Annotated in this window: 18 protein-coding genes and 1 pseudogene; 9 read left to right on the top strand and 10 right to left on the bottom strand. The window is 55.9% G+C overall.

Going from position 1 to position 24833, the window contains the following annotated elements:
- Window positions 1-104: 104 nt before the first annotated feature.
- The 8 genes and pseudogenes from HMPREF1556_RS04415 to HMPREF1556_RS04385 form a co-directional block, all read right to left on the bottom strand.
- Window positions 105-1712: a sialidase family protein gene (locus tag HMPREF1556_RS04415; RefSeq protein ID WP_021667092.1), complete on the bottom strand. Its 1608-nt coding sequence runs from the start codon at window positions 1710-1712 to the stop codon at window positions 105-107.
- Window positions 1713-1722: 10 nt separating this feature from the next.
- Window positions 1723-4446, bottom strand: a complete 2724-nt coding sequence (locus HMPREF1556_RS04410) for a peptidase M49 (protein ID WP_052332615.1) — start codon at window positions 4444-4446, stop codon at window positions 1723-1725.
- A gap of 262 nt (window positions 4447-4708) precedes the next feature.
- Window positions 4709-4861: pseudogene (locus tag HMPREF1556_RS08935) on the bottom strand (glycosyltransferase); the annotation flags it as partial.
- Window positions 4862-5048: 187 nt separating this feature from the next.
- Window positions 5049-5849 carry a nucleoside triphosphate pyrophosphohydrolase gene (mazG, locus tag HMPREF1556_RS04405; RefSeq protein ID WP_021667089.1) on the bottom strand — a complete coding sequence of 267 codons (801 nt, stop codon included), beginning with the start codon at window positions 5847-5849 and terminating at the stop codon, window positions 5049-5051.
- Between the two features lie 26 nt (window positions 5850-5875).
- Window positions 5876-7939 (bottom strand): cytochrome c biogenesis protein CcdA, encoded by a 2064-nt coding sequence (locus tag HMPREF1556_RS04400; protein ID WP_021667088.1) that lies wholly within the window; start codon window positions 7937-7939, stop codon window positions 5876-5878.
- 88 nt (window positions 7940-8027) lie between these two features.
- Window positions 8028-9047: a pseudouridine synthase gene (locus HMPREF1556_RS04395; RefSeq protein WP_021667087.1), complete on the bottom strand. Its 1020-nt coding sequence runs from the start codon at window positions 9045-9047 to the stop codon at window positions 8028-8030.
- On the bottom strand, window positions 9044-9394 hold the full coding sequence (locus HMPREF1556_RS04390; protein ID WP_021667086.1) for a hypothetical protein: 351 nt from the start codon (window positions 9392-9394) through the stop codon (window positions 9044-9046). The genes HMPREF1556_RS04395 and HMPREF1556_RS04390 overlap by 4 nt, the downstream gene beginning before the upstream one ends.
- 13 nt (window positions 9395-9407) lie before the next feature.
- On the bottom strand, window positions 9408-9770 hold the full coding sequence (locus HMPREF1556_RS04385; RefSeq protein ID WP_021667085.1) for a septum formation initiator family protein: 363 nt from the start codon (window positions 9768-9770) through the stop codon (window positions 9408-9410).
- A 604-nt stretch (window positions 9771-10374) separates the two neighbouring features.
- Here HMPREF1556_RS04385 and HMPREF1556_RS04380 point away from each other — a divergent pair.
- From HMPREF1556_RS04380 to HMPREF1556_RS04340, 9 genes are all read left to right on the top strand, one after another.
- On the top strand, window positions 10375-12060 hold the full coding sequence (locus tag HMPREF1556_RS04380) for a putative transporter (RefSeq protein ID WP_021667083.1): 1686 nt from the start codon (window positions 10375-10377) through the stop codon (window positions 12058-12060).
- A gap of 7 nt (window positions 12061-12067) precedes the next feature.
- Window positions 12068-12727: a 7-cyano-7-deazaguanine synthase QueC gene (gene queC / locus HMPREF1556_RS04375; RefSeq protein ID WP_021667082.1), complete on the top strand. Its 660-nt coding sequence runs from the start codon at window positions 12068-12070 to the stop codon at window positions 12725-12727.
- Between the two features lie 16 nt (window positions 12728-12743).
- The gene (locus tag HMPREF1556_RS04370; protein WP_021667081.1) at window positions 12744-13496 is read left to right on the top strand and encodes an exodeoxyribonuclease III; all 753 of its coding nucleotides are present in this window, start codon (window positions 12744-12746) and stop codon (window positions 13494-13496) included.
- A 28-nt stretch (window positions 13497-13524) separates the two neighbouring features.
- Window positions 13525-14220, top strand: coding sequence for a tRNA (adenosine(37)-N6)-threonylcarbamoyltransferase complex dimerization subunit type 1 TsaB (gene tsaB, locus HMPREF1556_RS04365; protein WP_021667080.1), 696 nt, complete (start codon window positions 13525-13527; stop codon window positions 14218-14220).
- A 5-nt stretch (window positions 14221-14225) separates the two neighbouring features.
- Window positions 14226-14660 (top strand): single-stranded DNA-binding protein, encoded by a 435-nt coding sequence (locus HMPREF1556_RS04360; protein ID WP_021667079.1) that lies wholly within the window; start codon window positions 14226-14228, stop codon window positions 14658-14660.
- A 494-nt stretch (window positions 14661-15154) separates the two neighbouring features.
- On the top strand, window positions 15155-18229 hold the full coding sequence (locus HMPREF1556_RS04355) for a carboxypeptidase-like regulatory domain-containing protein (RefSeq protein ID WP_021667078.1): 3075 nt from the start codon (window positions 15155-15157) through the stop codon (window positions 18227-18229).
- A gap of 21 nt (window positions 18230-18250) precedes the next feature.
- Entirely contained in the window at window positions 18251-19834 is a 1584-nt protein-coding gene (locus tag HMPREF1556_RS04350; protein WP_021667077.1) for a RagB/SusD family nutrient uptake outer membrane protein, read from the top strand.
- Between the two features lie 14 nt (window positions 19835-19848).
- A complete protein-coding gene (locus HMPREF1556_RS04345) occupies window positions 19849-20766 on the top strand; it encodes a substrate import-associated zinc metallohydrolase lipoprotein (RefSeq protein WP_021667076.1) in 918 nt (305 codons plus the stop codon).
- Between the two features lie 2 nt (window positions 20767-20768).
- On the top strand, window positions 20769-22085 hold the full coding sequence (locus HMPREF1556_RS04340) for a DUF4302 domain-containing protein (RefSeq protein ID WP_021667075.1): 1317 nt from the start codon (window positions 20769-20771) through the stop codon (window positions 22083-22085).
- 128 nt (window positions 22086-22213) lie between these two features.
- On the opposite strand, the gene HMPREF1556_RS04335 is transcribed toward HMPREF1556_RS04340, so the two are convergent.
- Together HMPREF1556_RS04335 and HMPREF1556_RS04330 are read right to left on the bottom strand one after the other, a co-directional pair.
- Window positions 22214-22837, bottom strand: coding sequence for a DUF1266 domain-containing protein (locus HMPREF1556_RS04335; RefSeq protein WP_021667073.1), 624 nt, complete (start codon window positions 22835-22837; stop codon window positions 22214-22216).
- Window positions 22838-23203: 366 nt separating this feature from the next.
- Window positions 23204-24823 carry an ABC-F family ATP-binding cassette domain-containing protein gene (locus HMPREF1556_RS04330; RefSeq protein WP_021667072.1) on the bottom strand — a complete coding sequence of 540 codons (1620 nt, stop codon included), beginning with the start codon at window positions 24821-24823 and terminating at the stop codon, window positions 23204-23206.
- Window positions 24824-24833 lie beyond the last annotated feature (10 nt).

The raw sequence follows: 24833 nt of genomic DNA, 5'->3' as shown, positions 1-24833 counted from the left end.
GGTAGGTCGTCGATGCGACCCACAGTAGGTTTCTTTTGGACCTCGTAGAGGGTGCATCATTTCGCCCCTCAATGGCGGGGACGAAAATGAAGGGTTTGCCCTTGCTAACGGCTAGTGCTGGGAGTCCCCGAGAGGAGCCAATCCAGAGAGACGCGCGTGAAGTAAATATCGAAGGCTGGGCGATCGTTCTCCTCACTGATGATCCCGATGGTGCCGTCGGGGAAGACCATCACTTCGCTATAGACGGATTCGCCTCGGCAGATCTCACGGGAGACAGGCCAAGTCTTCCCCTCGTCCTTGCTGAGGAAGAGACGAAGGTGATCACGTGTGGGGCTGGCAGGTAGGGTATGTAGGAGGTACTTCGACTGCTCCCCTCGACCCTTGCCGATAGGCTGGTAGCGAGCGAAGGCACCATTGCAAGCATTCCCCGTCAGTTCGGGCCAAGTGCCAGCAGGCATCCAGGTCTTCCCTCCGTCACGTGTCAGGATGTAGGTGCGGGCATTAGCCCCAGAGGCGCGATTGCGACTAGAGACGAGGAGCGAACCATCAGAGAGCTCGACGACCTTCGATTCGTCGCCATCATGACGGGCGGGCGAAGAGATCTGCCAGCTCTTCCCCTTGTCATCCGAATAGACGAGGATGTTGTCCATCGCCCCTCCCCAGCTCTGGTCTGTGCGCTGAGCGGCGACGAAGACGATACGCCCCTTAGAGGTGATGATCCCATTACCCGAGGCGAAGAAGCCCCCCCAAGCATAGGGGCCGAGGTAGACCTGCTTGGTGATATTCGTAAGGGGCTCCCAGGTCTTCCCGCCATCCGAACTCTTGGTGAAGTACATCTGCGTGGGCTCCTTGGTGATCGAGGGATAGGTCCAAAGACCTGCCCCACCGACCATCACCATATATATAGTCTTGCCATCGGTAGCCATAGCAGCATCGCCATAGCCATGCTCCTTAGTACCCGTGGCGACAGTGATCGGTGCACTCCACGTGCGACCGTCGTCGCTACTACGCTTGACCTCGACGTCAATATCGGCGGGGAGGTCGCCGTCCTTCTCCTTACGTCGATCGATACTCGCTACCAGAGTGCCATCCGACAGGCGGACGATCCCAGGGATACGGTAGTGCTTCGATCCTGCTTCCCCTGGTGCCCAGAGGAGGGTACGCTGTAGGACGATCTCCTGCGTATGACGCTCGGTAGTGAGTCCCTCGAGCTCAAGGTTGTCAGCGATGATCGTAGAGACTTCGGCGGAGACCTGGTGACCTTCCTTTGCCTTAGGAGCAATGTCGGCAACGACCCAGAGGGCATCCTCTTCCTTGAGCTGCTTATTGATCTTGAAGGGGACGAGCCCCTTCTTACTGACCTTCGCTGTGGCAAGCAGTTCGCCTGGATCACGAGGGTCGAAGCGGTCGTTATTCTTCGTGCGGTAGAGCTTGAGCGCTGTGACATCACGGAGATCAGTAGTGCCGGTGAGATCGATAGTCAGGGCATCAAGCTGGTAGCCCCGTGTGTGGCTCGTGTAGATGCAGAAGAGTGCTTGGTCGGAGCCTCGGCCGATGAGGTTGCCATTGACAGCACGCTCGAAGTAGTAGAAGGGGAAGCGCACCTTGCGAGGCTTCTCCATCTTGAGCTCAGCAGGGAGCGTAGGCTGCGACTGCGAAGCAAAGGAGGTGAGAGACAGCCCAAAGGCTAGGAAAGCGAGGATTCGTTTCATCGGAATGGAACTATTGAGTGGTGAGATATTCTTCTAGTTCGAAGCGTAGGTCGGCAGCAAATTCCTGCTGGACGGGATTGTCTCCCTCCTCCCAAGCGGATAGCTCGGTCGAAGCAAGGAGATGAGTACGCATCTCGGCGTCTGTACGCCCCCAACGCTTGAGCATCAGGAGGACGGAGCGCTGGAGAGGTGTGGGATAAGGGACTTCGTCAGAGGAGAGGAAGGCGAGGCTCTCCCGAAGGAGCTTCGTCGCCCATGCCTTTGTCTCCAGCATGAAGCCTCGGGAGAACCATCGGGCTAGGACGGTGAAGGCTACAGGCAGGACATCCTCCCAGCGCTGATCGGCATCCGTAAAGATCCAATCCAGTGCCCAGTAGGGAGCAGAGGGCGTGCGGTCGAAGAGGTGCTTAGCGAGGTAGTCCCTCAGTTCGGGGTTAGCGAACGAGGAACGAGCTAGCTCCGTAGCCACTTCGTACGTCACTGCCTCGGCAGGATAGATGAGCTGACCGATCAGCTTGAGCTCCCGTACATCACGGGAAAGCAGGTAGGTAGCCAGCTCCGTACGCTTGGGCTGCTTCTCTGCTAGACGAAGGATATAGTCGAGCGTCAGACCGAAGTTGATCCCGTAGTGCAGGCCCTTGTCCCGCATCGACGAAGCTACCTGCCCATCCATCACTCGACGTAGCTGTGTCCTTAGCTCTTTAGCTTCGAGGAGCGCCTGCTCTGAGGGCATAGGGTGACGAAGCTCCTCTGCCGTCACGGGATCGAGAGGCAGGGTAGCATACTCCCGGCTATAGCGGAGCATCTGCTCGGCATAGCCTTCGGTGTAGTCGGCACGAACATCGGTGATACCGCCCGCTTCATCATAGACCAGCTCTAGCCTTGGGTTCACAAAGCCCTTGTAGGGAGCGATATGGAGTTGCTCGTAGCGGGCTAGGACTTCCTCATGGAGCTTCGGGTCGATCTCGATCGCATAGCGCTCGACGAGAGCACGGCCTGCCCCCTGATCCCCTTCACTCTTGATACGCTGTACTTCGGCCAGAAGTTCGGCGAGGATCGGACGGAGTGCCTCATAGTCATGGATGATCAGCTCTAGGCCCTTTAGCTCCAGAGCACCGAGTGCACTCCCCTTCTCCAGCACGTAGCGAGCGATAAGGGCCCTATTGCGCATGTGCGCCTCCTCCAGCACGTGTCCCGGACGGATACGCACGAGCTGCGTGACTAGACCATTGAGTAGGTAGCGGTAGTAACAAGCCTTATAGGCCTCCCGATCGGGTAGTAGCCCCAGCTCGACGAGATGCTCATCCGCCATATAGTAGAGGGCGAAGAGGTCTGCCCGTGCTTCCTCTAGGGTCGAATGGTACGCTCCAAGGGCGTCCGCCGAGACACCTGGGAGGAGCTTCCCCGAGCCATGTCCTAGACATTCGTGTAGGTCGGTATGGAGATGCTCCGTGACCTCGCCGTATTTCTCGAGGAGCGCACGTACCGAAGGGTCGGGGACGAAGGCCTCATCCATCCCGCTGTGCTGCGAGGCGATATGATAGGCCCGATGAATGTTGTCGATCGTCACCGACTTAGAGCCATGCGTAGCACGTATCCAGTCTGCGTTCGGCAGGTTGATACCTATAGGAGTAGCGGGGTATGAGTCTCCCGCGAGCATAGCTACCGAGACGACGGTAGCCGAGACGCCTCGTGGCTCCTTCTTCTTGAAGCGTGGATCAACGGGAGCATGATCCTCGAACCACTTGGCCTCGGAGCATATCTTCTCAGTCCGCTGACTAGCTTCGTGATCACGGACATGCACGAGGCTCTCCCACATCCCCTTCGTGCCTAGAGGATCGGTGTAGACCTCGGTGAAGCCATTGATGAAGTCTACCTCCGGCTTCGTATCCTCTACCCAAGAGATGCAGTAGTCATTATATTTGTCCAGATCCCCCGTCTTGTAGTAGTCGATGAGGGAGAGTATCGTACGTCGCTGCTCGTCTGTCTCGGCATAGGCAACGGCCGACTTCAGTGAAGCGATGATGCGTGTGAGGGCTTCACCATAGAGGCCTCCCTGCTTGTAGACCTCTTCGTAGAGCTCACCATCCACGCTCTTCCCAAGGCGACTATTCAGCCCGAGCGAAGGGGGAGCTTGACGCTCTGCCTCGGAGAGATCTTCGTAAGCACGGGCGTAGAAGCCTTCTGCTTCCGCTTGTGTCACCCCGGGGGCATAGAAGTTCGCCGACGAAGCCTGCACTAGATCTTCATCGCCACTCTGCACGGTACGGCGAGGGGCGACCTGAGGGTCAAAGATCAGCTGAAGCAGTTCTTCCAGCTCTTGCCCTCGATAGCGAAGGAGCTGGCCTTCCCGCTGTACCTCGGCTAGGATCTCTAGGAGGTAAGCTCGGGAGAAGGCAGGCTCGAACTTCTCCGAGCCATAGTGGTGATGGATACCGGATGAGAACCAGAGACGGAAGAGATACGTCTCGAGTGCCTGGAAGGCTTCGGAAGCTCTGTCTCCCGAGTAGGTCAAGTAGATCCCCTCGAAGAAGGCACGTAGACGCAGGCCATGACGGCCATTCTGATCGAAGGTAATATCCCGTCCTGCCAGAGCCGCTTCACTGAGGTGATAGATGAATAGCTTCCGCTCTAAAGGCAGGGAGGCAAACCCAGGAATCTCATAGCGGAGTATCTCGATATCCGCAAAGCGCACTACTGAAGCGCCATGGGCCTCGGTATAGGTGGTGGTCATATTTATCATTGAGTAAATAGGTCGTCGTACCCGTCTCTCTAGCTCCGCTCGCTCAAGCAAAGCCCCACGGGAGGAGGCGTAGACGAAAGAAGTAAATTATATGGGATCGGGCTCGGAGCTGAGAGTAGCAGGTGGTCAGAGACTACACTGCCAGATACTCAGAAGCTACACTACCGAGTGCCCCAAGCTTAGCCTAGTCTTTACATAGGATGTAGCCTGTCAAGGGAGTAGGGAGTACCCTAATAAATTCCCAGAACTTGTACTACCGAGCGAGAGAGCGAAAGAGCTCGGCGAAGAGCTGGCAATAGCTCTCAGGGCTGAAGTCTCGTGCTATACGTTCCCTACCCTTCTGCCCCATAGCTCTACGCTCCTCTGGGTGCTCGAGCATCCATGTGATCGCTTGAGCTAGGGCGAAGGCATCCTTTGCAGGAAGAGAGGAGTCGAATGGGTGAGTCTGGGTGAGACATAGGCATCTAGACGGATGAAAAGCAGTGAGCCTACTAGCCCTATCAGCCTCTAGAGGTCAGGCAAATAGGACCAGTAGGCCCAGTGAGAAGCTAGTGGAGATGGGTGGGAGGACGGACTAAAGCGTGGGCTGAGCGCTAAGGCTTAGCTTCGAGCTTCTTGGCCTCATCCCAGAGTGCATCCATCTCCTCTAACGAGAGTTCCTTGAGCGTACGCCCCTCCTCCTTCGCCCGAGCTTCGATGTAGCCAAAGCGACGGATAAACTTGGTGTTGGTACGCTCGAGGGCATTATCGGGGTTGACCTTGTACTTACGAGCTACATTGATGATACTGAAGAGGAAGTCACCGAACTCGGCCTCTGTATCCTCTACTGAGCCTGAGGTGATGGCACCACGGAGCTCGGAGAGCTCTTCCTCGACCTTCGACCAGACATCCTCTGGGTGCTGCCAGTCGAAGCCGACACCTCTAGCCTTGTCCTGGATGCGGTAGGCCTTGATCAGGGCGGGCAGGGAGGAGGGGACGCCGGAGAGCACGGTCTTATTGCCGTTCTTCTCCTTCTGCTTCAGTTCCTCCCAGCGCTCTATGACGGCCTCGGAGGTAGAGGCTTCAGTCTCGCCGTAGACATGGGGATGGCGGAAGATCAGCTTGTCACACAGAGCATTGGCGACATCGGCGACATCGAAGGATCCCTGTTCCTCTCCGATCTTGCTATAGAAGACAACATGGAGGAGTACATCCCCCAGCTCCTTCTTGATCTCTTCGGGTGCTCCCGAGAGGATAGCATCGGAGAGCTCATAGACTTCCTCGATGGTATTGGTGCGGAGACTCTCTGTCGTCTGCTCCCGATCCCAAGGGCACTCGGAGCGGAGGCGGTCCATGACATCCAGGAGGCGCCCAAAGGCCGCTAGTTTCTCCTCTCGACTATGCTGTATACCCATATATAAATAGAAGGTACGTGGTGGGATTACTTACGCTGCTCGAATTCGCTCAAGCCAGCCTTGAGGAACTTGATATAGGCGGGTACATCCTCGTCATAAGCTCTCGAAGGGCCGAGGGGCTTACCCTCATGGTCGAGGAGTACATAGAAGGGCTGGGCATTGGCACCGAACTTCATACGCTGGAAGTAGCTCCACTTGTCCCCTACCGTACGAAGCTTGACTGTCTCGCCGTTCTCCTGGACTTCGATAGGCTCCTTCAGTGGTGTCTTCTCGTCGACCATGAGGGTGATCAGGACGTAGTCATTCTCTAGAAGGCTCTTGACATTCGGGTCTATCCAGACGGAGGCCTCCATCTTACGGCAGTTGACGCAGCCGTAGCCAGAGAAGTCAATGACTACGGGCTTGCCTACCTGACGAGCATAGGCCATACCAGCGTCATAGTCGTCGAACTTAGCATGCACTTCCCCGTTGTAGAGGTTCAGGTCCTGCGTGCGAAGAGGTGGGGCGAAAGCACTGATAGCTCTCAGGGGGGCACCGACGAGGCCTGGCATCATGTAGACGGCGAAGGAGAAGGACACGATCGCTAGGAAGAGCGCAGGGATAGGCGTCTTCTCCTGAGGGCTGTCGTGAGGGAAGCGGATCTTACCCAGCAGGTATAGTCCGAGGAGGATGAAGATGACGATCCAGAGGGAGAGGAAGACCTCACGGTCCAGGATACGCCAGCCATACGCTAGGTCAGCGATAGAGAGGAACTTCAGGGCGAGGGCTAGCTCGATGAAGGCAAGCACTACCTTGACGGAGTTCATCCATCCCCCGCTCTTAGGCATCGACTGCAGTAGGTTGGGGAAGATGGCGAAGAGCGTGAAGGGCAGGGCGAGTGCTAGGGCAAAGCCAAGCATCCCTACTGCTGGAGCCAGGATCCCCGTAGAGGAAGTCGCTGCCTGTACTAGGAGCGTGCCGATGATGGGGCCCGTGCAAGAGAAGGAGACTAAGGCCAGTGTAAAGGCCATGAAGAAGATGCTGATGAAGCCCGAGGCAGAGTCTGCCTTCTGGTCCATCTTCGTCGTCCACGAGGAGGGGAGGACAAGCTCAAAGGCTCCGAAGAAGGAGATAGCGAAGATGACCAGGAGCAGGAAGAAGGCTACGTTGAAGTAGGCATTCGTGGCTAGGTCATTCAGTGTCGCTGGTCCGAAGATAGCAGAGACGATCAGCCCCAGAGAGACGTAGATGACGATGATACCCACCCCGTAGAGCAGGGCGTCACGGATACTCTTCTTCCTGTCGGAGGTACGCTTGAGGAAGAAGCTCACCGTCATCGGGATCATCGGCCAGACGCAGGGGGTGACGAGAGCCACGAGCCCTCCGAGGAACCCTCCTAGTAGCAGCATCCATAGCGATCCGTCGGCTTGGTTGAGCGCCTTGTCGCCATAGGCCTTGAGCTCTGGGATCACAGGTGCCCAGAGGTCAGAGACAGCGGTCTGTGCGGAGTCAGTCGCTACGCTAGCGGTGGCTTCAGCTACTGCAGGGAGACTATCGGAGGGCTGAGCCTCCCCCAGGCCAGAAGCGCCTGCAGGGGTCTCAGCAGTCTCAGTGGTGGTCTGCGCTGCAGGCACGGACTCCCCCAGCTTACCTAGCTCCTTGGGTTGGATGGTGAATTCGAAGTTCGTCGGGGGCAGGCACTGCTCGTCATTGCAGACCATATAGCGTACAGCTCCCACGAGGGCGAACTTCTTAGGGTCAGTGATGCGGATCTTCTGACGGAAGGATACCTTCCCGCTATAGAAGCGAAGCGTCATCTCGAAGTTCGGGTCGAACTTCTCTATGGGCTTCTGGCTAGCGACTAGGCCTCCGACGAGTTCGGCACCAGAGATCTTGTCGACGAGGAGGTGTGTAGGTGTAGGTCCGCCCTTAGGGAGATCGGTACCGTAGAGGTGCCATTCCCCCTTGACCTGCGCAGTGAAGACGAGGACCTTCTCTGTAGGGGACTTATCCTCCACGGAGCGAGTCCAGCTGACGGCATCACGTACGATCTGTGCGCTGAGGCCTACCGTAGAGAGGAGAAGGCCTAGGGCGAAGAAGATGCTTCGCATGGCTGAGTAAGGCCAGTGTGCGGGAGCATGTGCTCCCCTTTTCAGTTTTTGTTGTGTGGTCATTATACTTTACGATTAACTAGTGGGTCTATTTTCTCACTGTTTTCTTAGGATTTTTAGTTGCGACTTGGGCGCCCTTGACGAGCTTCCGGAAGAGCGGAGGTATCGGCTGACGGAACTCTAGGAGCTTGCCCGTCACAGGGTGGACAAAGCTCAGATGCGTCCCCTCGAGCGCTACTCGCCCGAGCTCCTTCTCTGTAGAGCCATTGCGCCAGTCCCCGGCTATCGGTAGGCGGAGCTGTGCGAACTGTCGACGTAGGCGATTGTTGCGCCCCGTCAGGAGCGCTACCGAGACGAGCGCACGGCTAGGCCCGCTCACCAGAGTATGCCACTCGGCTCGCCCCGCCGTACGCTCATCGTCTGAGCTGGGCTTGGCACCGGTGGTCTTCCCCTTCTTCGCCCCTCGATCCTTCTTCGCATCTAGCTCGGAGGGAGGGGGCAGGAGGATACCGCTATCTGTCTGGGGGTGCCCCTCGAGGACGGCAGCGAAGTGCTGGCCTCTCACGTAGCGAGACCAATGGTCGCTCAGCTCGCACTGCAAGTCGCGACTCTTGGCAAAGACTACAAAGCCCGCACTATCCTTATCAAGGCGATTGATGTGGTAGACCTTAGCACGAGGGTTGAAGCTCTTCTGGTGGTCCGAGAGCAGACGGAGCGCTGTCTTGTCCTTCTCCTCACCACTAGCCACGGTAGGCAGGCCCGCCTCCTTGTGGATGACGATGAGGTATTCATCCTGATAGAGGATCTCGATACCCTTATGGGTGAACTTCTTCGGGAGAGGCGCTGGATGTATATTCACTTCGTCCCCGGCCTTAAGCGGGGCGTCGAACTGGGTCGTAGCCTCTAGACCGATCGAGATGAAGCGGTCATGTAGGAGCTGCTTGATGGTAGTTCGGCTCTTGTCGGGAAGGGCTTTGATGAGGAAGGGAAGCAGGGTCGTCGGCTCTGCACTATCGACGTAGAGTCGAAGGAGAGGCTTCTTGCCCCCCGGTACCGTCAGGCGTTCCGACCGGATCTTGCCTTCAGGCGCTATAGGGTTAGATTTCATTGTTTCTTTCGTTCGTCAATATAGAGGAGTACATTCCCGTAGATCATATAGATGAGCCCTAGAGCCAGGAAGACTAGCCATAGACCCTGACCAAAGGTAGCAAACGTATCGAAGCGAGCTGCAGCCGAGATCAGGAAGAGAAGTCCCGAGAAGACGCCCATACGTATGGCTCGGCGAAGCGTCCCCGTGAGCTCATCCGTAGGCGTCAGTAGGTAGTACGCAGCATAGCCAAAGGCACCTAAGCCATAGATGATATCGAAGACGGGATGATCGATCACGGCCAGCGCTGCCCCACTCAGCAGGAGGAGGACGCTGACGATATAGAGGTACTTGTACTGCTTGTTCATAATGCGGTCTACTCTACTTCGAGGGGTCAAGACTATCCGGAGCTAGGACGAAGACCTCCTCACCAGGGATATGCATATAGTACTGCTCACGAGCGATACGCTCGATATGCTCTCGGTTGTCTCGGATATCGCTTAGACGGGCGCTGTCGGCTTCGTACTGAGGGCGATAGCGATTGTATTCACTTTGTATGAAGGCCTTACGTCGCTCGTTCCTCAGGTAGTTGAAGAGGTTGCTATCTCCGACGAGGAAGATCAGCACAAAAGCCAGCACACCAGTGATGATGTAGCGCAAGGACGGATGTCGCCTGCTGAAGGCTTTGAGGGCGGAGAGAGCTGCACGAATGCGATCTCTAGACTTGGGCTTAAGCTCTGTCATTGATTCGACACTACTAGGGGTATGTACACAGGGTACAATATACCGCTAAAATACACAAATTGTCTGACTTGTTCAGCCTCAGAGCCTGCCGTTGGCTGAGGAGCGCTAGTCAAGGGAGCTCTCGCCTACTCCTTCTCGGGCGTAGATAGCGGGGAATAGGCCATGTCTTGGCGCTCGTCGGGGGAAGGAACGGAGTGAAATTAAGGCTAAAGAGGAAGCAGTAGCGCCACCAAGGAGGAAGCAGTAGTACCACCCAAGAGGCAACAGTAGTGCCTCCCGAGGAGTAAAAATAGAAGGTCGAATGAGCGGGCAGTATAGCTCAAGACACCTTACCCGAAGGTGCTCCCTACCGAGGCTCATTGACCTTCCCCTCTAGTTCGTCTCGACAAGCCTATCTCTAAGCTCTTGAGAAGCAGTGATTCCAGAAGGCTGTGGAGGCTCACGACAGAGGTAGGCGCTCCTTCATATTATTAGGGGAAGAAGGAGGTAGGAAGCCTTGCCCCTCAAGTCCCCCTTCCTGGACTTAACAAATCGCAACAAAAGTGGTACTTTTGCCGAGGCAAAGCCTTTACGCTTCTTGCTGACCAATCATTCACTACAATCAATGGAGGCAATAAATACGTGGCTACGAGACGTCTTCGTCACCCCGTCGGTGCTGGAGACCCTCGTCTGGCTTACCCTCGTCTCTGCCCTGGGGCTATCCCTGGGGAAGCTTCGGGTGGGCAAGCTCTCTCTGGGGATCACCTTCGTTTTCTTCGTCGGGATCTTAGCAGCGCACTTCGGTGTCCGTGTCCACCCTGAGATGAATAGCTTTGCCCAGACCATCGGCCTGTCGCTCTTCGTCTACGCCCTCGGGGTCGAAGTAGGTCCCTCCTTCTTCCCCTCACTCAAGAGTCAAGGGATCCTGTACAATATGCTCGGGCTTCTGGTCATCGCTATCGGGCTGATCCTCGTGGTCATCCTCCACCTGGTCTGCGGTATCTCCGTGCCGAACCTATTGGGCATCATGTCTGGAGCTGTGACTAATACCCCCATGCTCGCAGCCGTACAGAGTACGATGCAGGACATCCTCGGCCCCAGTGGAGCCCGTGAGATCGCCGACCTAGCACTAGGCTGTGCCCTCACCTACCCACTCGGTGTCGTCGGGATGATCTTAGCCATTATTGTCCTCAACTTCGTTGACCCACGACGGAGCAAACCTACCGAGGATAAGTCCGCCAGCAATACCTATATTACGGAGCTGGAGCTGACTAATAGCGTCCTCTTCGGCAAGACCATCCTCGAGGCCGTACGCCTAGAGGACAAGCACTTCATCATCTCCCGTATCTGGCGGGGTGACAACCTCATCATCCCCTCCTCGCAGACGGTGCTCAACGAAGGGGATCACCTGCTGGTACTCATCCATCCCGAAGACTTAGAGGAGATGGAGGCGTTCTTTGGGAAGCGAGCCGAGAGCCGAGACTGGAACCGCCCCGACATCGACTGGGACGCCATCGACTCCCAACTCATCAGCAAGCGCCTGATCATCACTAACTCCAAGGTCAACGGCGCTAAGCTCGGAGCCCTGCGCCTGCGCAATCAGTACGGGATCAATATCACCCGCATCGACCGAGCAGGCATCGAGATCCTAGCGACTCCCGACCTCTACCTCCAGCTGGGCGACCGGCTCTCCGTCGTCGGTGAAGCACAGGAGGTTGAGCGTGCAGCGAAGTTCCTCGGGGACTCGATCAACACGCTAGACAAGCCGAAGCTCTTCAGCTTCTTCCTCGGTCTGGCTATGGGCTGTATCATCGGGTCGATCCCGCTGACGATCCCGGGGCTCAGCATGCCCATCAAGCTCGGTCTCGCTGGCGGCCCCATCATCATAGGCATACTCATGGGAGCCTTCGGAGCTCGCTTCCGCATCGCCACCTATATGAGTAATAGCGCCACACAGCTAATCAAGCAACTGGGGATCATCCTCTACCTCGCTGGTCTTGGTCTGGCTAGTGGCTCCCACTTCTTCGAGATGATCATCCATGGCGATGGCCTCCTCTGGATCGGTCTTGGTTTCCTCATCACCGTGCTCCCGACGATGATCGTGGGGCTCATCTCGCTCTTCGGCTACAAGAAGACCCACGCCGAGACCGTCGGGATGCTCTGTGGCGTGATGGCCAACTCCATGGCCCTAGACTACGCTATGTCCATCAACGAGTCTCGCTCCAGCTCGGTAGCCTATGCGATCGTATACCCTGTGGGTATGTTCGTCCGTATCATCTCCGCTCAGATCATCCTGAGCTTCTTCCTATAGCCTGCTTATGACGACTAAAGACGGCCTCATCGTCCTCTCAGGGGGAATGGATAGTGTAACCCTCCTCTACGAGTACCAAGATAGCCTAGCGCTAGCGGTGTCCTTCGACTACGGCTCGAAGCACAATGCACGGGAGCTCCCCTACGCTCGCCTCCACTGCGAGCGTCTAGGCATCGAGCACCTCACCATCCCACTCTCCTTCATCGGGCAGCACTTCCGTAGTGCTCTCCTTGAGGGGGGAGGAGCTATCCCCAAGGGGAGCTACGACGAGGAGAACATGGCGGCCACCGTCGTCCCCTTCCGCAATGGGATCATGCTCTCCATCGCCGCTGGGCTCGCTGAGAGCCGAGGACTCACGAAGGTCTATCTAGCCAATCACTTCGGGGATCACGCTATCTATCCCGACTGTCGTGCCTCCTTCATCCGCCCGATGCATGAGGCCATCCTGCAGGGGACAAGCAATGCCGTCGAAGTCACTGCTCCCTATACCGATATATCTAAGGGGGACATCGCTCGCCACGGCAAGCTCCTAGGCATCAACTACGCTGAGACCTGGAGTTGCTACGAGGGTGGTGACCTCCAGTGTGGCTCGTGCGCTACCTGCATCGAGCGTCGTGAAGCGATGCAAGAAGCAGGGATCGAAGACCCCACCCACTACAAGCAATAAGATCAGTCAACAACGAATGAAATTCATCTCCTGGAACGTCAACGGCCTCCGTGCCGTCTTTGGTAAAGGCTTCCCCGATATCATTAAGGAACTAGATGCTGACTTCGTCTGCCTGCAAGAGACCAAGATGCAGGCCGGCCAGCTCGATGCAGAACTCCCGACCTACACCTCCTACTGGAACTTTGCCGAGAAGAAAGGGTATTCGGGCACGGCGATCTACACGCGTCATGAACCCCTCTCTGTAGCCTACGGCATCGACATCCCTGAGCATGACACCGAGGGACGAGTCATCACGCTGGAGTACCCTGACTTCTATCTCGTCACCGTCTACGTACCTAACTCCCAAGACGACCTCCGCCGCCTGGGGTATCGTGTCACCTGGGAAGATGCCTTCAGAGCATACCTCAAGGGGCTGGACAAGAAGAAGCCTGTGATCGTCTGCGGTGACCTCAATGTCGCCCACAAGGAGATAGACCTGAAGAACCCTAAGTCCAACCGCAAGAACGCTGGCTTCACCGACGAAGAGCGTGGGAAGTTCCAAGAGCTCCTCGATGCGGGTTTCGTAGATACCTTCCGTCACTTCTACCCTGATCAGCGGGACATCTACTCCTGGTGGTCGTACCGCTTCAAGGCACGTGAGCGCAACTCCGGCTGGCGTATCGACTACTTCGTCACCTCAGAGAGGCTTGTACCCCGACTCACCTCGGCTAAGATCCTCACCGAGATCTATGGTTCCGATCACTGCCCCGTAGAGCTCGTCATCGACTAACACGCTACCTCCCTTAATCATCCCTATCATGATCCTTTGTATAGAGACCTCTACGACGATGTGCAGTGCTGCGCTAGGCCGTGGGGCAGAAGTCTTGGCCACCCGATCCATCGAAGCCCCTGAAGGGGGGCACGCCGCTGCGCTTGCCCCCATGGTCGACGAACTTATCCGCTGGGCTAAGGCCGAGGGGCACCAGCTCTCCGCCATCGCCGTGAGTGCTGGCCCAGGGAGCTATACAGGCCTTCGCATAGGAGCCTCTCTTGCCAAGGGTCTCTGCCTTGGCTACCAGCTCCCCCTGCTAGCCGTCGACACGCTTGAGCTCCTAGCTCATCAGGGCATCAGCGCCCTTCCCGAGGGGCAGGAGGCTACGATCTTCCCCCTGCTGGACGCCCGTCGTATGGAGGTCTATGCAGCCCGCTTCGACAGCCAGGGGAAGCGTCTCTCCGAGGACTATGCTGCCGTACTAGATGAAGAGCATCCCCTCTTCGAAGACGCTCCACACCCTATCCTCGTCGGCAATGGAGCGACGAAGACCCGTGGCCTCTGGCCTCAGTCGAGCTACGAAGTCTGGGACGAAGGCTTCGCCCCTCAAGCCTCAGCGATGATTCCACTGGCTAGCCAAGCCTTCGAGCGGGGAGACTTCGTAGATACAGCCTACTGGACCCCTAACTACCTCAAGGACTACGTGGCTGTCATCGCCAAGAACAAGGTATTGAATCGCTAAGCCCAATGGCACAGCTACCGCCTACCAACCAAGTCATACTCACGGGCGAAGTCACCGAGGAGCCGACCATCCACTACCTCGCCCCCGACTTCCCCGAGGTGCATCTTCGCCTCAAGACTGAGGAGCAGGTCACGGGGCGAGAAGGGGGTAAGAGCTATACCCAGCGACTATGGCACCGGATCGTAGCTCGTGGTAGCACGGGTATCCTCCTAGAGCAGGCACACGAAGGCTCTATCCTCTCCATAGCGGGTCGTATCGAGTATGTACGGGAGGTAGACCGATCAGGTACGAGCACCCTCGTCACCGAGATCGTAGCTACCCACGCTCGGATACATCAGCAGGCGAGCCGAGGGACTGCCCCGACGGCTTCTACCCCAGCTTCCCCCACCTTCGACGCCACAGCTTACCCGCCGACAGAGGACGAAGACCCCCTCTCTTAGCACTGAGCCTACAGCCTCAGACAAGCACGACATCGCCCCCTCCAGCTACCACATGCTGGAGGGGGCGCTCTACTTTCCGCTCTACAAGCGACCTCTAGAGGGGTCAAAAGGGATGCACGGTAAGATCGTCGAAAAAACCTACTGCGACCCACGGTAGGTCGCATCGACGACCTACAGGTAGGTCGCATCGACGACCTACCGTAGGTTTCTTCAGCCCCACCCTGTAGGATTGAGCTAAGAGCACCCTCGTTCCCCCATCTTTCACCGAGGAGAAACCCCATGCCTTCGACCGCCGAAATCCCGTCCTCTTCCACTTAATAATAAAGCGAAGATGAAGCGTCCTTTCTTTAAAAAATATATTATATACGCTTCCTTACTTTTCGTAACACCCATATTCCCTTTTTACTAAATTTGTTTCTGCAACCCTTGTTTCTAAACTTTCCGAGAGACAGGGGAGCAAGCTAAGCACTAACATACAAACGTAGCTATTGATTATGGTAACTAGACTATGGAACCTAATCTTGGGCTTGATCCTTGTGGTCAGCTCAGCGACAGCCATTTGTGCTCAGACGATCCTTGTCCAGGGCAAGGTACTCGACTCTAGAGGCACCCCTCTAGCCAAGGTATCTGTCACAGACAAGGTCGATCACTCTAAGCACACGACGACAGACGCAGAAGGTAAGTTCTCCCTCCAAGTAGCAGAGCAGTCCACCCTCATCTTCTCCCTCACAGGCAAGAAGACGCTTGAGGTAGCAGTCTCCCGAGATCCGATGACCATCACCCTCGAGGACGCCGAGGAGACTCAGAAGGGAGCAGCGGTGACGACGATGCGTCAGACGACCTCCATCCAGACCAAGTACTACCCACTCTGGGTCATCGACGGAGTCGTCTACAAGCAGGACAAAGACTTCAACACCGCCGACCTAGCCTCCCCCGACGCTAAGCGACTCATCGCAGCAGCCCTGCCCGGGCTCTCAGAGCGAGATATCGAGAGCTTCACCGTCATCACCGACGCTTCCGCCACGGCGCTCTACGGTAACCAAGCTACAGGGGGTGTGATCTCCGTCCGCACACGTCACGCGGGCCAGGGGATCAATCGCTTCACCTACACCACACAGCTCACCTACCGACTCATCCCCTCCTATAGAGAGTTCAATATCCTCAACTCTCAGGACCAGATGTCGGTGCTCAAGGAGCTGGAGCAGGGGGGTAGCTTGAGCCCCGAGACAGTGCTCTATCAGACACGCTACGGAGTGTACGGGCTGATGTATGACAATGCGATCAAGTACAAGAACAAGCAGTACTATCAAGACAATACCCTCGAAGGGCAGACCCGCTACCTAGCAGCTGCTGAGCGAAGGAACACCGACTGGTTCAAGGAGCTCTTCCAGAACAGCATCCGCCACCAGCACACCGTATCGCTGGCGTCGGGGACACAGGTATCGAACTTCTACGCCTCCCTCGGCGCTACTATCGACCCAGGGTGGGCTAAGGTCCAGTCAGAGAATACCTACTTCTTCAATCTCAATGCATCCTTCAAGCCCCACCGCTACTGGACCTTCGGCTCGATCGTCAATGCATCCTACTCCCAGAGCCATGACGGAGGAGACTTCAATTCGCTGACCTCTGCCAGTACCTTCTCCCGCACACTAGACCCTGATCAATACTACCTCTACGAGTTCGCTCCCCTCAACCTCAAGGAAGAGATGAAGCAGAACTATCAGGACGACGATGCGATCAACCTCCGCCTACAAGCCTCGATCGCCTATCGCCCCTCACAGAAGTTCAACGCCTCACTCCTTGGGTCGATCCAGTACTACGGACAGATCTCCGAATTCATCCGCACAGAGAAGTCCAACGTGTCGGAGCGCTTCCGTGCCATGAACAAGCGTCTCATCCGAGACCGCAATAGCTACCTATACAAGCCCGCTGATGACGTCTACGCTGTCCCCAAGGTAGTCATGCCTCATGGTGGCTATCGTACCATACAGGACTTCTCCTCACGGCGCTTTGACCTGCAGGCCCGTGCCACCTATACCGATACCTTCGCCGATGGGAAGCACGCCCTGACGCTCGTCGGAGGGATGGACCTCTTCGACTACCTCGAGAAGAGCGGTTGGCACGATGAATATGGGGTGAACTTCGAGATAGGTGAACTCAGCACCTTCGATCCCCTCCTCTTCAAGTGGCTCCACGAAGGAAACCGTAAGTACTATACCCGCAAGACGACGATCGACCGCAACGTAGCCTTCCTCGGCAATGCTTCCTACAGCTTCCTCGGACGCTACACCTTCGACGGATCGCTCCGCTACGAAGGGACCAACCGCTTCGGTAAATCTCGCCTAGTGCGCTGGATCCCCACGTGGAATGTAGCCCTAGGATGGGACGTAACTAGCGAAGCTTTCTTCCCTAGCCTATCGCCCCTCTCTTCGCTCTCTACCAAGCTCTCCTACGGGATGACAGGGACACTCCCCTTCGTCTACAACTCCTATCAGCGCATCAAGCCCTTCCTACCCTTCCGCCCCAATGACCTGATCGAGCCCGGACTCTACCTCAGTGAGCCAGCTAACCATGACTTGACTTATGAGAAGATGTATGAGCTGAACTGGAACCTCAACTTCGGTCTGTGGAACGAACGGATAAGCGCCTCGCTCAACCTCTTCTCCCGCCAGGGTAGAGATCTCGTCGATGTCGCTTACAACCAAGGGACGGGAGGCTTCTTCAAGCCCTATGGTAACGTAGCCTCCATGGAAGCTAAGGGCGTAGAGCTCTCCCTGACGACGCAGAATATCCAGAGCAAGCTCTTCTCCTGGACGACGACCTTCTCCTACTCACGTAATACGAATAAGGTCACCAAGCTCAATTCGCATCCCGACGTATCTACTCTGGTCAGCTCATCGGGCGGAGCAGCTCGTGAGGGCTATCCCCTTGCCTCGATCTTCTCTATCCCCTTCTACAAGCTGTCAAAGGAAGGGTTCCCCCTCTTCTACAACTATGATGGATCCATCGAGCGGGATAATATCAACTTTAGCGCTACGGAGAACCTCGACTACCTCAAGTACTCCGGTACCCTCCAGCCTACCGACCAGGGAGGTCTCAACAATAGCTTCCGCTGGAAGAACTTCTCCCTCAGCGTCTATGTGCTCTACTCATTCGGGAGCGTCAAGCGCCTACCCACACAGTTCAGCTCCAGCTACTACGACTACCAAGTCTTAGGACATGAGTTCAACCGTCGCTGGCGTGCTCCAGGTGACGAAGAGCATACCAACGTCCCCTCCATCCCCACCAGTGGTCAGCGCAATAGCTACCCCAACCTCTCCCGTGCCTACAGCACGTACAACTACTCCGATGTACGTATCGCCCGATGTGACTACATCCAGCTGCGAGACATCTCTCTGGGCTACTCCATACCTAAGGCTGCCCTAGCTAAGACCTTCCTTAGCTCAGTGGATCTCAAGCTCCAGGCATCGAACCTCTTCCTGATCTACTCAGACAAGAAGCTCAACGGAGCACTACCCTATGCCTACAGCCCCCACTCGATCATCTTCACCTGCACAGTGGGTATCTAGTCATCGAAATACGAACGAACAATGAAGCCACTTACATCCATCGGACTAGGTGTCATCCTCGCCCTCTCGATGACATCGTGCAATAAGTTCCTCGACAAGAACCCTTATTCGGATCTCGTCGAACCAGACAACGCCAGCAAGATCCAGAAGCTACTCAATAGCGCTTACTCTACCAGCTCCATCAGCTACCTCACGGAGCTCTCCTCGGACAATATCCAGGATGATGGTACGAGTAATCCCTACACCAGCCAGTTCTGTGAGGGTGCTGCTTACTGGGATAAGATCGTGAACTCGGATAATCTCTACGATGCTCCGTATGAGATCTGGGAGACGACTTACTATGCCATCGCACATGCCAACGAAGCCCTAGAGGATATCAAGGCTACAGGCGATGCTAGTGAGGGATATCGAGCTGCCGAGGGTGAAGCCCTCCTAGCACGAGCCTGGGGTCACTTCCAGCTGGCTAATGCCTTCTGCCTTGCCTTCGACCCACAGACCAGTAGCTCAGACCTAGGGATACCCTACCTCAAGGAGCGTGTCGTGAACCTGCTCCCTAACTACTCCCGAGGCACACTCGCTGAGACCTACCAGCAGATAGCTGCAGATATCGAGGCTGGACTTCTCCTATTAGAGAAGTACTCCATCTACAGCGACAGATACAAGAAGTTCCACTTCACTGCGGCCTCAGGTCATGCCTTCGCTGCACGCTTCTACCTCTACTATCAGAAGTGGGACAAGGCCATCGAGCATGCCGACAAGGTACTGGGGTCCAACCCCTCGCAGGTGCTACGTAACTGGAAGGCCTTCTACAATGTCCCCCGTACCGACGCAGCATTCGCTCTAGCCTACTACGACATCGCTAATCCAGCGAACCTGCTTACCATCTCGACCTACAGCTACTATCCTTGGCTGATCACAGGAGGGACGAGCTACTACAATACCCGCTTCACTCAGTCGCAGGAGTTGACCCTCACCGAGACACTCTTCGCTAAGAACATCTGGGGGAGTAAGGACCCTTATTGGTTCCAGCCCTTCATATACACCGAAGGGAATATCAATAAGACCGTACAGCCCAAGTATCCCACCTATCCAAGCAATAGTATCCAGACGATGGAGACGCCCTTCACCACCGACGAGACCCTCCTCGTACGTGCCGAAGCGAAGATCCATCAGGGTGCAGCTAACTACGACTCTGCCCTCGAAGACATCAATCTCTTCACCACGAACTACCTCAATGATGGGGAGAAGAACGATCGTAAGAAGAGCTTCACCAAGGCAGAGATCATCGCCTTCTACAATGCCCTTGCTCTAGATAGTAAGGAGAAGGCCTCGATACGCAAGGAGCTCAACCCCCACTTCACTATCGCTAGCAGTGATGCCAATGCACTCCTCCAGCACCTCCTGCAGTGTCGTCGTATCCTCACCATGCACGAGGGGCTAAGATGGCAGGATATCAAGCGCTACGGGATACCTGTCTACCGCAGACTGAATGACGGCTACCGCTATGTCGTACAGAGCACGCTCTCTGCACGTGACCCACGCCAGGCTATCCAGCTTCCCAGCCAGGCGATCAAGGGGAAGATCGTGCAAAACCCTACCAAATAATCTGACTACGAGCTATGAAGAAGTTATTCATTCCCCTTGCCACCCTAGCACTGAGTGGCCTCATGGGGTGCTCCTCGGACATTGATTCAGTCAAGGCCCATCGTCAGGTCTTCACACAGCAGCCTGTGTCGGAGATGACCCGTCTTGACCAATACATACAGAAGCTCTTCGCTGCGAAGTACAACGTAGACATCAGCTACCGCTACGACGATAAGGTCACTGACCGTCGCTATCTCTTAGCGCCCGTGATGGAGAATAAGGCTCTAGAGTTCCTCAACCTGATCGACTACCTATTCTTCCAGGTCTACGAAGCCTCCACGCCTGAAGGCTACCTACAGACCCACACGGTGAAGTACCTCAATCTCTTCGGGTCCTCGGGCTATGCGATCGACCGTCGTATGGCAGGGGCTGCTCCCCAAGGGATGATCTGGATCTACAACATCAACGAGCTGAATACCCACTACATCGCCACCGTGCGTGAGTCGTATGTGAGCGTGCTCTTCCACGAGTCAGCCCATACGCTCCATGAGGAGCGAGCCTACCCGCCAGAGTTCGACAAACTCTCCTCGCTCGAGTATCAGAAGCAGGACGCCTTCTCCTACTGGTGGCGTACGGGACAGAGCTCGAACTACGCAGGCTTCGTCAGTGACTATGCCAGCACCGATGCCGACGAAGACTTCGCCGAACTCTTTGCCTTCTACATCCTCTACTCCGATACTGAGTGGGAAGAGCTCATGAAGAAGGCCGAAGGGAAGAATCGTAGCGAAGCCACCCTCACCGGCCGTGAGATCATCGAGAAGAAGCTGGCGATCATGAAGGAATACCTTCGATCCGAATATTCGGCTGACCTGGATAAGATCCGAGCTGAAGCTCAGAAGAGGCTTGCGAAGGTCGCAAGTATGGACTTCACCCAATACCCTAAAGGATACTAACTATGCGCTACTATCATATCCTGGCCCTCGGGCTCATGGTCCTCTTCGGCTCCTGCCGGCAGTACGAGGACATGCCCGACGACCGCAACTATCCGACGACCTACATCGACGAGGAGATCAAGTCGATAGAGTCGCTCCTTCGCTCGAGCGAACATGGCTGGCTGCTCACACTGGTCCCCAGCTCGGGCGAGTACGGCGGGCACAACCTCTGTGTCAAGTTCGCATCGAAGGGCGAAGCTAAGATCTTCTCCGAGGATTACAAGGAGGTCATAGACTCCGTACTCATCGACCCGAAGAAGCCTGAGCTTGGGAAGAAGCCCGTCTACAAGACCGAGTATAGCTCGACCTACCACTTCTCACACAACGGTGGGGTACGCCTGACGTTCGACACGTTCAATGCCGCTCTACACCACTATTCGAACCCTCAGTGGGGGGTACCGGAGGCCTATAACGGGGACTTTGACTTCGTCATCGAGAAGGTCAGCGCCGACAAGCGAACCATCACCCTTCGTGGCGGACGTACGAAGAACCGCATGACGCTCCTTCGCATCGACGAAGACCCCAAGGCTTACTTCGAGAAGATCAGCGAGAGCCAAGCGACCCTCAAGGCTAAGGCGCTCTCTCCCCTCCAGCTCGGAGGGAAGGAGGTTGCGCTCTCTGTCTTCGGGAATGCACGCCAGCTCTGGGCACGCTACGACGATCAGAATCACTTGCTTCCCATCGTCTTCACCGACAAGGGTCTTCGCCTGCTCACCCCGCTGGTCATCGGTACAGACACGCTACGTACCCTCGAACTCAACTCCGATAAGACCGCTGTGACGACCAACGATGGCAAGCAGACCCTCACCCTCTTCGCCGGCACGTACGATCTGACTCATCAGTCTACGCAGATCACTTACGAAGAGGGGAAGATGGGCAAGGATGCCTACAACCTCTTCCTACAGGTCCAGCAGACACAGGAGGGAGACGTCTATCCAGGCACCTTCGGCAACGATGTCTACTGGGGCTCGTACGACGATGAGATGCCTAAGGTCACGCTACAATTCTTGATCAAATACTGGTTCTACGATTCATGGGGAAGCTACTATGTAGACTTCACCTCGATCTATGGCAAGGCAAATCAGTTCCACATGACACGGATCATCCAGAAGGATCTAGCTTGGCTCTTCGGGCACCGAGCCTTCGACTGGTACCTCCAGTCGATCATGTCCAATTCGCCCTACCAGATCAATCCTATCTCAGGCGAAGATGGCTATGTACGTATCAGTTCGGTAGCTAACTCCAGCTCCTACTGGCTCAGAGGGACGACCCCTAAGTGAGCCTAGGGACTCCAGCAGTAAAAGCCGTGGGGCGATACTCTCTCGATCGAGAGTATCGCCCCACGGCTTTTGTACTTAGGGCTCGGAGAGAAGGGGATCTTAGCGGTAGCCTTCTCAGCCCTTAGCAGTTACTTCAGAGGGATCACCTTATAGATGGATTGTGGATTCTCTAGGAGGTCCTTGACGGCAGCCTCAAATTCTTCCCTACCGCCGTACTCGTTCTGAGGATCCCAAGCGGTACGTCCATCGATGAAGTCCTTGTAGTAGGCATTCCAGTCGGCGAACTTAGCCTGAGCTAGCGGTACGAGGGACTTGATATACGCATCCGCTTCCTCACGAGTCAGGAAGTCGATCCTCAGACCCGACCAGGCGATCATGACACCACGAGCAAAGTCCCAAGCCTTGTGCTCACTAGCAGCTGTCTTTAGGCTCTCCATCTTTGCCTTGAGACCAGCAGCATCAGTGATCCCCCAGTCCCGCTCTAAGTTAGAGGTGATATTGCTAGGCTCCTCGTTCTTATAGGGATTGATGAAGAGCTCCTTGTAGCCCTCGATCTGGGAGACACCCTCCGAGCTCAGGAGGCTAGCAACTGCATCTACACCACCGTAGCCTCGATAGAAATAGACTCCTCCGAGGAGTGTGGGACGAAGAGCGTCGAAGTCTTCTGCCTGCTTAGCAGCAGAGTCGCAGGAAGCTAGGCCAAGTACGGAGAAGAGGCCCAGCAGAGCTGTTTTCAGAAAATGTTTTAGCATGTCTGTGTATTTGTGTGTAGGTGAATGAAACATGCCCTTAGATGAGTAAGGGTCATACCAAAGGTAGAGATTTCCAGTGAATACCCCTCATTATAGGGCTTTCTAGCTCGCATTTTGGGGTGCTCTTCGCAGACTTCTATACGAGGGAATGAATAGGCTTTATTCCCCAGCATAAGAGAGGTGCTTTCGGCCCTTGGGAGGAAGCGTCCCGAAGACCCGAAAAACCGACCTACCGTAGGTCCCTTTTTGCCCCTACCGATGGGGACAAAAAAATAGCAGGGACGCACTCAGTGAAAGAGTGCGTCCCTGCTGGGCCAATCGTATGGGCTCAGGACGGCTATTTCCTTGCCCTAGTTCAGGTGGCGACTAAGCGCCGTAGTACTTGGCCTTGAGCTCTGCGACGGTAGGATCGACGATGTAGTCGTCGTAGTCCATGATCTTGTCGATGATACCCCCAGGCGTCAGCTCGATGATGCGGTTAGCCACCGTCTGAATGAACTCGTGGTCATGGCTCGTGAAGAGGACATTCCCCTTGAAGGTCTTCAGCGTATTATTGAAGGCCTGGATCGACTCCAGGTCAAGGTGGTTCGTCGGACTATCGAGGACAAGCGTATTGGCGTTCTTAAGCATCATACGGGAGATCATGCAGCGCATCTTCTCACCCCCAGAGAGGACGGAAGCACTCTTCAGGATCTCTTCGCCGGAGAAGAGCATACGTCCGAGGAAGCCCTTGAGGTAGACCTCATTGGTATCTGCTGCGAACTGCGAGAGCCACTCGACGAGGTTCATGTCCGTATTGAAGAAGGCGGTATTGTCCAGAGGTAGGTAGGCTTCGGTGATCGTCTGCCCCCACTCGTAGGTACCTTCTGCAGGCTTCTCTTCGCCGTTGATGATCTGGAAGAGCGCCGTCATCGCACGTGGATCACGGCTGATGAAGACGATCTTGTCGTCCTTCTCTACATTGAAGTTCAGATCACGGAAGAGCAGGGTACCATCATCGGCATAAGCAGTGAGTCCCTTGACCTCGAGTATCTTGTTCCCTGGGTCACGATCGGGTGTGAAGATGATCCCGGGATAGCGACGACTGCTGGCCTTGATCTCTTCGACATTGAGCTTCTCCAGCATCTTCTTTCGGCTGGTGGTCTGCTTGCTCTTAGCTACGTTGGCACTGAAGCGACGGATGAATTCCTCCAGTTCCTTACGCTTCTCCTCTGCCTTCTTGTTCTGCTGCTGTTGCTGGCGCAGAGCGAGCTGACTGGACTCGTACCAGAAGCTATAGTTCCCGGCGAACTGCTGGACACGACCGAAGTCAATGTCCACGGTGTGCGTACAGACGGAGTCGAGGAAGTGACGGTCGTGGCTGACGACAAGTACCGTCTGCTCGTACTCGGAGAGATAGTTCTCCAGCCAAGTGACGGTCTCTAGGTCGAGGTCATTGGTAGGCTCGTCGAGGAGGAGGTTGTCAGGCTTGCCATAGAGAGCACGAGCTAGTAGGACACGCACCTTCTCCTTACCGCTAAGCTCCTTCATGAGCTTGTAGTGAAGGTCTTCCTTGATACCAAGACCGCTGAGGAGCATCGCTGCATCGCTCTCAGCATTCCAGCCTTCCATCTCGGCGAACTTGTCCTCGAGCTCGGCGACACGATTACCGTCCTCGTCGTTGAAGTCGGGCTTAGCATAGAGGGCGTTCTTCTCCTCCATGATCGCCCAGAGGACACTGTGTCCCATCAGGACGGTATCCATGACGGTGAAGGCATCGAAGGCATGGTGATCCTGGCTGAGTACCGAGAGGCGCTCACCAGGACCCAGAGTGATCGAGCCACGGGTAGGCTCAAGGGCACCACTGATCGTGCGTAGGAGGGTGGACTTACCAGCCCCATTAGCACCGATGATGCCGTAGCAGTTCCCCGGCGTGAACTTGAGGTTGACATCCTGGAAGAGGATGCGCTTGCCGAACTGCACAGAGAGATCGCTGACTGTGATCATATCGCTAGTC

Source organism: Porphyromonas sp. oral taxon 278 str. W7784 (assembly GCF_000467855.2).
Lineage (GTDB): Bacteria > Bacteroidota > Bacteroidia > Bacteroidales > Porphyromonadaceae > Porphyromonas.
This window is presented reverse-complemented; position numbering and strand designations above follow the sequence as displayed.